The sequence below is a fragment of the Pseudomonas sp. P4_C1 genome (genome assembly GCF_056402155.1).
Genome location: NZ_JBFUHY010000118.1, coordinates 1 through 9461, shown reverse-complemented (window position 1 = coordinate 9461; position 9461 = coordinate 1). Strand labels below are relative to the sequence as shown.

The window sequence follows — 9461 nt, the reverse complement described above, 5'->3', positions numbered from 1 at the left end:
GTGTAACAGACGACATCAGTGTTGAATGTCAGTCAGCTATCGCGAGCAAGCTCGCTCCCACATTGGGACGGAGCTCTCTCTGGGGTTTGCCGCAGGACCTGCCTGCGTCGATCACGAATTACTGGGCCGCTTTGACAGCCGAGGCCAGTTGGGCGCTGGCCTTGGCCGGGTCAGCATCCTTGTCGTTCATGAAGTTGGTGACCACATCGAAGATCGCACCCTGCACGGCCAGGGAGGTGGCCATGTTGTGCGCCATGCTCGGTTGCAGGCCGCCGGTCTTGTCGTCCGCGATGAAGTCCTTCGCCGACTTCTGGGCGCACTCGTCGAAGCCGAGCTTGTCCATTTCGTTCAGCATGTCGTTACGCACCGGGATCGAACCCTTGTTCATGCTGAAGACTTTCTGGAAGTCGGTACCCAAAGCGACCTTGGCCAGGTCTTGCTGGGCAGCGATGTCGCCTTTGCGATCGGCCTTGAGCTTGAACACCGCCAGGGAGTCGATGTTGTAGGTGAAGGCTTTTTCAGTGCCCGGGAACGCTACGCACTGGTAGTCCTTGCCCGCGACTTTCTTCGCCGCAGTCCACTCGCTTTTCGCCCAGTCGCCCATCATCTGCATGCCGGCCTTGCCGTTGATGACTTCGGCGGCGGCGATGTTCCAGTCACGACCGGCGCGGTTCGGGTCCATGTAGGTGGTGATCTTTTTCAGCTCGGTGAAGGACTTGGTCATCTCCGGGCCGGACAGGGTTTTCTGGTCCAGGTCGACCAGGGCTTTTTTGTAGCCGTCAGCACCCATGACCGAGAGCACGATGTCTTCGAACACGGTGCTGTCCTGCCAAGGCTGACCGCCGTGGGCGAGCGCGATGAAGCCGGCGGCCTTGAGTTTGTCGCCGGCGGCATAGAATTCTTCGAGGGTCGTCGGGGCTTTTTCGATCCCGGCTTTCTTGAACACCTGCGGGTTGATCCACAGCCAGTTGACGCGGTGGATGTTCACCGGCACGGCGACGTAGTCACCTTCGTACTTAACGGTGTCGGAGACTTTCTTCGACAGCAGGCCATCCCAGTTTTCCGACTTGGAGACTTCTTTCAGTGCGTCGGTGCTGAGCAGGCCAGTGCTGCCCCACTCCTGGATGTCCGGACCTTTGATCTGGGCAACGCCTGGCGGGTTGCCGGCTACGGCGCGACTTTTGAGTACGGTCATGGCCGTGGAACCGCCGCCACCGGCGACTGCGCCGTCCTTCCAGGTGAAGCCGTCTTTTTCGACTTGAGCCTTCAGGACATCGACCGCTGCTTTTTCACCACCGGAAGTCCACCAGTGAACGACTTCAACGGAACCTTTGGATTCGGCGGCAAGCACACTGAGGGGGAGCGCAGACAGGGAAGCGAGAGAAATGACAGTAGCGAGGCGAGAAATCGCGTTCATCCAGGAGCACCTTTCTTGTTGTTATGCATGCAAGTCTATTGCTTGCGCTGCATAGGAGTTTAAACAGGGGATATCCCCTCGCAGGTAACGAAGGGATGCGCGAATGTCACCGCATGGTTACATAGAACCGCTCTGGGACAACTGCGCCAGCGCCGTGGCCATGCTTGGTGCCAGCGCCAGGCGCGGAATCAGCACGGCTTGCCAGGCGTGGTAAAGGTCAGGTTTGCCGGGCCAGATATCGGCACTCGGGCGGTTCTGCGGGTCGAGTTCGTGATGCCAGCTGCCGCCTTCGCGGTCAATGAAATGACTGTCACAGAATTCCCAGAAAAGTCGGTACCAGTGTTCGTATTGCTCTTCACCGGTGCGTTTGAGCAAGGCACTGGCGGCGGCGCTGGCTTCGCAATGGGTCCAGTGCAGGCGATGGCGGACCACCGCTTTGTTGTCCCAGTCCAGGGTGTAGACAATCCCCGGCGCGCCGTCGATGCTCCAACCGTGACGGCAATTGTGCTCGAAGAGTTTTTGCGCGTCGGTGACCAGCCAGCCCGGCGTGAGCATCCCCGCTCTCACCCGCGAAGCTTCGAGGTGCAGCAACAGCCGCGCCCACTCGAAACCATGGCCCGGGGTGGTGCCGTAGGGGCGGAAGCCGTCGGCCGGATTGTCGCGGTTGTAGTCCCGTAGCGGCTGCCAGTCGCGGTCGAAATGCTCGATCACCAGGTAATCGTTGGCAGCGGCGTGACCATGGATCACTCGCTCGACAATCCGTTGGGCGCGGCTCAGCCAGCGGTTGTCATCGGTGACATCGGCCAGGGCGAGGAAGGCTTCGGTGGCGTGCATGTTGCTGTTGGCGCCTCGGTACGCCTCCTCCTCGCTCCAGTCACGGTTGAAAGATTCGCGCATCGCGCCTTCTTCTTCGCTCCAGAAATAAGTGTCGATGATATCGATGGCATCATCGAGCAAGGCTTGTGCACCGGGGCGCTGTGCGACCACCGCAGAACTGGCCGCCAGTGCGACGAAAGCATGCAGGTAGGCATTCTTGCCGGTGCTGCCATTGCGATGTTCGGCGGCCGCGAACCAGCCGCCATGCAGCACGTCRCGCAACGGCCCGCGCAGCGCAGCGACACCGTGATCCACCAGTTCGGCGAAACCCGGCAAGCCCTGAATGTGGGCCATGGCGAAGCTGTGGGTCATGYGCGCGGTGTTCATGGTCTGGGCTTGCGCATCAGCCGGGAGGCGGCCTTTTTCATCGAGGTTGCCGAAGCCTTCAGGTAGCTTCGAAGCCTTGGCAAACGCCAGCAGGCGCAAGCCTTCGCTGGCGAGCCATTGCTGATGGGCAGGTGCGTTCAGCCAACTGCTGAAGGCCGGTTGGAAGGTGTCCATGGCGTACCTTTTTTGTTGTTATGACTGTGGGGCAGCATAAACAACGGGGGAAGGTGGGCATGTAACGAAGGGGGTGGGTTATGTCACCAAGCTGTGACATTTGCTCTTGGATATGCGTTGAATGATCTGACGCCATCGCGAGCAGGCTCGCTCCTACATTGGATTTATGTACGACGCAAAAACCCTGTAGGAGCGAGCCTGCTCGCGATGAACGATAACGCGGTCTGACTAGTCAACGCTGCGGGGCAACTGCAGGGTCACTCGCAACCCGCCTTCACGCAGATTCTGCAGACTCACCTCACCACCATGGCTATGGGCAATGTTGCGGGCAATCCCCAGCCCCAACCCATAACCCTGTTGCTGCCCGGCCAGGCGAAAGTGCGGTTCGAACACCTGCTCCAGCCGCTGCTCCGGCACGCCCGGCCCTTCATCATCGACGTGCAGGACGAACGCGCTTTCGTCGTCATCAATGTGCAGGTGCGCGTTCTGCCCGTACTTCAACGCGTTATCGATCAGGTTGCCGATGCAGCGCTTGAGTGCCAGCGGTTTGCCCGGATACGCCGCCAGCGCCCGCCCCTGCTGGGTCACGCGGCCGTTGCCGTTCGGCGCGAGATAGGGCTCCACCAGACAGTCGAGCACATGATTGAGGTCCACCGGCTCGATGTTCTCGTGGATGTCGGTGTCTTTCACGCATTGCAGCGCGCCCTTGACCAGCAATTCGAGCTCGTCCAGGTCACGCCCGAACTTGGTTTGCAGTGTTTCGTCTTCGAGCAATTCGACCCTCAGGCGCAAACGGGTGATCGGCGTGCGCAAGTCGTGGGAAATGGCGCTGAACAACTGGCTGCGCTCGGTCAGGTAACGACTGATGCGCTCGCGCATGGTGTTGAAGGCGCGCCCGACCTCGACCACTTCACTGCCACCGCCTTCGGCCACCGGTTCCACGTCGGCCCCCAACGACAGGTCCCGCGCCGCCCGCGCCAGGCGCTTGAGCGGACGACTCTGCCAGTGCACCAGCAGGCCGATGAACAACAGCAAAAAGCTGCTGGTCAGGACGATGAACCACACCTGCTGCGCCGGCAGGCCCTGCTCTTCAAGGCTGGTGTAGGGCTCGGGCAACAGCGAGGCGATGTACAGCCACTCGCCCGGCGCCATCTGGATCTGCGTGACCAGTACCGGCGGGTTCACCGGCTCCAGGGTCAACGCGTAGTGCGCCCAGGAGCGTGGCAACTCATCGAGCTTCAGGCCGCCATTGAAGATGCGCAGGTCTTGCGGGCTGACGAAGGTCACCGAGATGTCCGTGTCCTGGCCGAGGGACTGGCGCAGCACCTCGTCCACCGCTTTGAGCACCGCCTCTTTGCGCGGGGTGATGGGCAGCACTTCCATGCCCAGGGGTTTGTCGTTGAGCGTCACCACGAACCGGGTGCCGCCCATGCTGCGCAACTGATCGAGCACCAAGGGCCGGAACGCCACCGGCAACGAACGGAAATAACTGACGCTGGCGGTCATTGAATGGGCCAGGCTGCGGGCGCTGGTGACCAGGCCCTCGAGCTGCGTGGCACGCAGTTGCGAGACCCAGATCACGCTCGACAACGCTTGGGCGAACAACACCGCCAGCAGGGTCAACAGCAACATCCGCCCGAGCAGCGAACGCGGCATCGGCACCTTGGCGGCGAGCTTGCGCAATAGCTTAGTGGCCATTGCTGGCAACCACATTGGCCGCCAGTTGGTAGCCGCTGCCACGCACGGTGCGGATCAGCCGTGGCGGTTTTTCCGTGTCGCGCAGGCGTTGGCGCAACCGGCTGACCGCCATGTCGACGATGCGATCCAGGGGCATCAGTTCACGGCCACGAGTGGCGTTGCCGATGGTGTCGCGGTCGAGGATTTCCTGCGGGTGATCGAGGAACAGTTTCAGCAGCGCGAAGTCGGCGCCCGAGAGAATCACCTCTTCGCCGTCGATGTGAAACAGCCGATGGCTGACCATGTCCAGCCGCCAGTCATCGAAGGCCAGCACCTCACCGCCGTTACGTTCCTGGCCGAACTGCGCACGGCGTAGCAACGCCTTGATCCGCGCCTGCAACTCCCGTGGGCTGAACGGCTTGCCGAGGTAATCGTCGGCGCCCAGCTCCAGGCCGATGACGCGGTCTGCCTCGTCGGAACTGGCGGTGAGCATGATGATCGGCACCTGCGCCTGGCGTGGATGCTGGCGAATCCAGCGACACAGGCTGAAGCCGTCTTCGTCGGGCAGCATCACATCAAGGATCACCAGATCGGCCGGCGCGTCGTTCAGCGCCTGGCGAAAACCGGCGCCATCGGCGGTGGCACGCACCTGGAAACCGGCACGGGTCAGGTAGGTGTCCAGCAACTCGCGTATCTCTTGATCGTCATCGACCAACAAAATCGACTTGTTGACTGAGCTCACGGGCGGCGTCCTTGTTGTTTGAATTGGGCGGATTATGCCTTATGCGCTGATTTTACAAACACTACAGAACCACTGTAGGAGCGAGCCTGCTCGCGATGGACGTCAACGATAACGCGTGTTTTCTGAATGCACGCGGTGCCTTCAAGTCCATCGCGAGCAGGCTCGCTCCTACAGGTAATCGGGTTTCAGGTCGGGATTGATTGCTCCAGCGCCACACCCGCGCCCATCAATCCGGAATACGGCGCCGTCACCAGCCACACCGGAATCCCCTTGAAGTAATCGCTCATGCACCCCTTGTCGGCGAAGCACCGGGCGAAGCCGCTTTCGAGGAAGAAGTCGGCAAACCGCGGAATCACCCCACCCACGATGTACACGCCACCACGCCCGCCGGTGGTCAGCACGTTGTTGCCGGCCACGCGTCCGAGCCAGCAGCAGAACTGCTCGAGCACTTCCACGGCAATCGGGTCGCCCGCCAGCCCGGCAGCGGTAATCGCTTCCGGTGTGTCGAGCACAGGCGTGTGCCCGTCCACCGCGCAGATCGCCCGGTAGACACGGGGCAAGCCACCGCCACTCAAGGCTGTTTCGGCGCTGACATGGCCGATCTCGTTGAAAATATGCTGCCAGAGTTGGGTTTCACGCGGACTGCTCAATGGCAGATCAACGTGGCCGCCCTCCCCCGGCAACGCGGCGAATCGGCCCTCGCCCAAATCGAGCAAGGTACCGACGCCCAGGCCCGTGCCCGGGCCGATCACCACCGCCGGGCGCAGCGGCTCCGGCGTGCCTTCGCAGACCACGCGGAATTCGCCGGGCTGCAAACGGGTCATGCCCAGGGCCATGGCCGAGAAGTCGTTGACCAGCAACAGCTGATCCACCTGCAAGGCCTGGCAAAAGCCCTTGCGGCTCAGGCGCCAGTGATTGTTGGTGAACTTGAATTCGTCGCCGCTCACGGGGCCTGCTACCGACAGGCACACCGAGCCGATCGCCCCCGGCGCCAGCCCCAGGCCATTCAGGTAGAGGCTGATCGCTTCTTCCGGGCTGGGGAAATCTGCTGTCGCCAGCACCTGGACCGATTCCAGTTGCTGGTTTTTCCACAACGCGAAACGTGCGTTGGTCCCACCGATGTCACCGACCAAAGCCAGTTTCAATTAAGCGTCTCCAGGGCAGAAGTGAAGGCGCTGGCGCCCTGCTCCGCCGAGCTGAAGGCCATGCGCATGAAACCGAACAGCTCGCGACCGGTGCCGATGTTGTTGCCCAACTGGCCTTTGGCCGGTGTGCGCGCTGCGAATTCTTCGGCGTCCACCTTAAGCTCCAGGGTGCCTTTGACGCCATCGACGCGGATGATATCGCCCTCTTGCACTCGCGCCAAAGCGCCGCCGACATAAGCCTCGGGGCTGACATGAATGGCCGCCGGGATTTTCCCCGACGCGCCGGACATGCGCCCGTCGGTCACCAGCGCGACTTTGAAGCCGCGATCCTGCAACACGCCGAGGAACGGTGTCATCTTGTGCAGTTCCGGCATGCCGTTGGAGCGCGGGCCCTGGAAGCGCATCACCGCGACAAAATCCTTCTCCAGCAAACCGGCCTTGAAGGCATCGGCCAGGTCCTGCTGATCCTGGAACACCATGGCCGGCGCTTCGACAATCTGGTTTTCCACGGCCACAGCGGAGACTTTCATCACACCGCGACCGAGGTTGCCTTCCATCACCCGCAGGCCACCTTCGGCCGAGAACGCACGAGCGACCGGACGCAGGATGCTTTCATCGAGGCTGTCGGTCACGCCTTCGCGCCAAACCAGCTGGCCATTGTCGAGGAACGGTTCCTGGGTGTAGCGGCTCAGGCCGTGGCCCATCACGGTGTTGACGTTTTCGTGGAGCAGCCCGGCTTCCAGCAGTTCGCGGATCAGGAACGACATGCCGCCCGCCGCCTGGAAGTGGTTGATGTCGGCTTTGCCGTTCGGGTAGACGTGGCTCAGGGTCGGCACGACTTCGGAGAGGTCGGCCATGTCCTGCCAGGTCAGTTGAATGCCCGCCGCCATGGCGATGGCCGGCATGTGCAGGGTGTGGTTGGTCGAGCCGCCGGTGGCATGCAACGCGACAATCGAGTTGACCAGCGAACGCTCGTCGACGATTTCGCCGATCGGGATGTAGTCACCGTTCTGCTTGGTCAGGCGCGTGACCTGGTGCGCGGCCTCGCGGGTCAAGGCATCGCGCAACGGCGTGTTCGGGTTGACGAAGGACGCGCCCGGCAGGTGCAGGCCCATGACTTCCATCAGCAACTGGTTGGTGTTGGCGGTGCCGTAGAAGGTGCAGGTGCCAGGGCTGTGGTAGGACTTCATTTCCGATTCCAGCAGCTCTTCGCGGGTCGCCTTGCCTTCGGCGTACTTCTGGCGCACGTCGGCTTTCTGCTTGTTGGAAATGCCCGAGACCATCGGCCCACCCGGCACGAAGATCATCGGCAGATGGCCGAAGCGCAGCGCGCCCATCATCAGGCCCGGCACGATCTTGTCGCAGATGCCGAGCAGCAGCGCGCCGTCGAACATGTTGTGGGACAGCGCCACGGCCGTGGACAACGCGATCACTTCGCGGCTCGGCAGGCTCAGTTCCATGCCCGGTTCGCCCTGGGTCACGCCATCGCACATCGCCGGGGTGCCACCGGCGAACTGGCCGACGGAGCCGATCTCGCGCAGGGCCTTTTTGATTAATTCGGGAAAGACTTCGTACGGCTGGTGCGCCGAGAGCATGTCGTTATATGACGAAACTATCGCGATGTTGGCGGAGTTCATCATCCGCAGGCTGTGCTTGTCATCGCTGCCGCAACCGGCCACGCCGTGGGCGAAGTTGGCGCATTGCAGCTTGCCGCGCATCGGACCGTCGCTGGCCGCACCGCGGATCAATGCAAGGTAGGCCTCACGCGTGGCGCGGCTGCGGGCGATAAGCCGTTCAGTGACCTCAAGGACGCGGGGATGCATGTGTAGAACTCCAGGCTAACGGATGTGGCGACCTGATTGTCTATGCTGATCAAAGGCCGGTGTCGATGGGATGACAAACGGTTTATTTGACCATTCGGACCAGTTGATTCAGGTCACTCGTTGTAGATCGAACAAAATATTGCCATCAAAAAGGCTTGTTTTCTATTTTTTTACGAATAATCTTGTAATTCCAACAACAAAACGACGGTAGCGCCGCAATATGACTCTTCGAATCGCAATCAATGGTTTTGGCCGCATCGGCCGCAATGTCCTTCGCGCACTCTATACCCAAGGCTACCGTCAGGATCTGCAGATCGTCGCCATCAACGACCTGGGCGACAGCGCGATCAATGCTCATCTACTCAAGTACGACACCGTTCACGGCACGTTCGATGCCGATGTCCAGCACGATCAGGAGAGCCTGACGGTCAACGGCGACCGCATTTCGGTCAGCGCCATCCGCAACCCGGCCGAGCTGCCCTGGGCCGCGGAAAAAATTGATGTCGTGTTCGAATGCACCGGTCTGTTCACCGATCGGGCCAAAGCCGCCGCGCATATTACGGCCGGCGCGCGCAAAGTGATCATCTCGGCCCCGGCCAAAGGCGCCGACGCTACCGTGGTTTACGGGGTGAACCACGACATTCTGCGCCAATCGCACCAGATCATTTCCAACGCGTCATGCACCACCAACTGCCTGGCCCCGGTGGCCCAGGTGCTGCATCGCGAACTGGGCATCGAAAGCGGCCTGATGACCACCATCCACGCCTACACCAACGATCAGCACCTGACCGACGTCTATCACGTCGACCCGTACCGCGCCCGTTCGGCCACCCAGAACATGATCCCGAGCAAGACCGGTGCTGCCGAAGCGGTGGGCCTGGTGCTGCCGGAACTGGCGGGCAAATTGACCGGCATGTCGGTGCGCGTACCGGTGATCAATGTGTCGCTGGTGGACCTGACCGTGCAGCTCAAGCGCGAAGCGTCGGCCGATGAGGTCAATGCGCTGCTGAAAGAAGCCAGCCAGCACTCGAAGATCCTTGGCTACAACACCCTGCCGCTGGTCTCCAGCGACTTCAACCACAACCCGCTGTCGTCGATCTTCGACGCCAACCACACCAAGGCCAGCGGCAAGCTGCTCAAGGTATTGGCCTGGTATGACAACGAGTGGGGCTTCTCCAACCGCATGCTCGATAACTGCCTGGCGCTGTGCAACGCTGAATAAGCAGCACGCCCCCCGGTCTTGTAGGAGCAGCCGGTCGACGCTCGATTGCTCGCGATGG

General features: G+C 61.6%; 7 protein-coding genes. 1 reads left to right on the top strand and 6 read right to left on the bottom strand.

Annotated features, from left to right (window positions below; all coding sequences use genetic code 11):
- Nucleotides 1-118: 118 nt before the first annotated feature.
- The 6 genes from AC1DU9_RS28830 to edd form a co-directional block, all read right to left on the bottom strand.
- Nucleotides 119-1417, bottom strand: a complete 1299-nt coding sequence (locus tag AC1DU9_RS28830) for an ABC transporter substrate-binding protein (protein WP_477811175.1) — start codon at nucleotides 1415-1417, stop codon at nucleotides 119-121.
- Nucleotides 1418-1534: 117 nt separating this feature from the next.
- Nucleotides 1535-2794, bottom strand: a complete 1260-nt coding sequence (locus tag AC1DU9_RS28825; protein ID WP_477811174.1) for a D-mannose isomerase — start codon at nucleotides 2792-2794, stop codon at nucleotides 1535-1537.
- A 228-nt stretch (nucleotides 2795-3022) separates the two neighbouring features.
- Complete coding sequence (locus AC1DU9_RS28820; protein WP_223459525.1) at nucleotides 3023-4450, bottom strand: ATP-binding protein; 1428 nt, start codon at nucleotides 4448-4450, stop codon at nucleotides 3023-3025.
- A gap of 31 nt (nucleotides 4451-4481) precedes the next feature.
- Complete coding sequence (locus tag AC1DU9_RS28815; protein ID WP_223459445.1) at nucleotides 4482-5213, bottom strand: response regulator; 732 nt, start codon at nucleotides 5211-5213, stop codon at nucleotides 4482-4484.
- A gap of 185 nt (nucleotides 5214-5398) precedes the next feature.
- Nucleotides 5399-6358: a glucokinase gene (locus tag AC1DU9_RS28810; RefSeq protein ID WP_477811173.1), complete on the bottom strand. Its 960-nt coding sequence runs from the start codon at nucleotides 6356-6358 to the stop codon at nucleotides 5399-5401.
- Nucleotides 6355-8181: a phosphogluconate dehydratase gene (gene edd, locus AC1DU9_RS28805; protein ID WP_223459449.1), complete on the bottom strand. Its 1827-nt coding sequence runs from the start codon at nucleotides 8179-8181 to the stop codon at nucleotides 6355-6357. The genes AC1DU9_RS28810 and edd overlap by 4 nt, the downstream gene beginning before the upstream one ends.
- A 220-nt stretch (nucleotides 8182-8401) precedes the next feature.
- Between edd and gap the strand changes: the two genes are divergently transcribed.
- Nucleotides 8402-9403, top strand: coding sequence for a type I glyceraldehyde-3-phosphate dehydrogenase (gene gap, locus AC1DU9_RS28800; protein ID WP_108215125.1), 1002 nt, complete (start codon nucleotides 8402-8404; stop codon nucleotides 9401-9403).
- Nucleotides 9404-9461: the final 58 nt, after the last annotated feature.

Excerpts from the sequence above, each read along its gene's own strand:
- AC1DU9_RS28830 (WP_477811175.1), bottom strand. The coding sequence starts at position 1,417 with ATGAACGCGATTTCTCGCCTCGCTACTGTCATTTCTCTCGCTTCCCTG.
- AC1DU9_RS28820 (WP_223459525.1), bottom strand. The coding sequence starts at position 4,450 with ATGCCGCGTTCGCTGCTCGGGCGGATGTTGCTGTTGACCCTGCTGGCG.
- edd (WP_223459449.1), bottom strand. The coding sequence starts at position 8,181 with ATGCATCCCCGCGTCCTTGAGGTCACTGAACGGCTTATCGCCCGCAGC.
- gap (WP_108215125.1), top strand. The coding sequence starts at position 8,402 with ATGACTCTTCGAATCGCAATCAATGGTTTTGGCCGCATCGGCCGCAAT.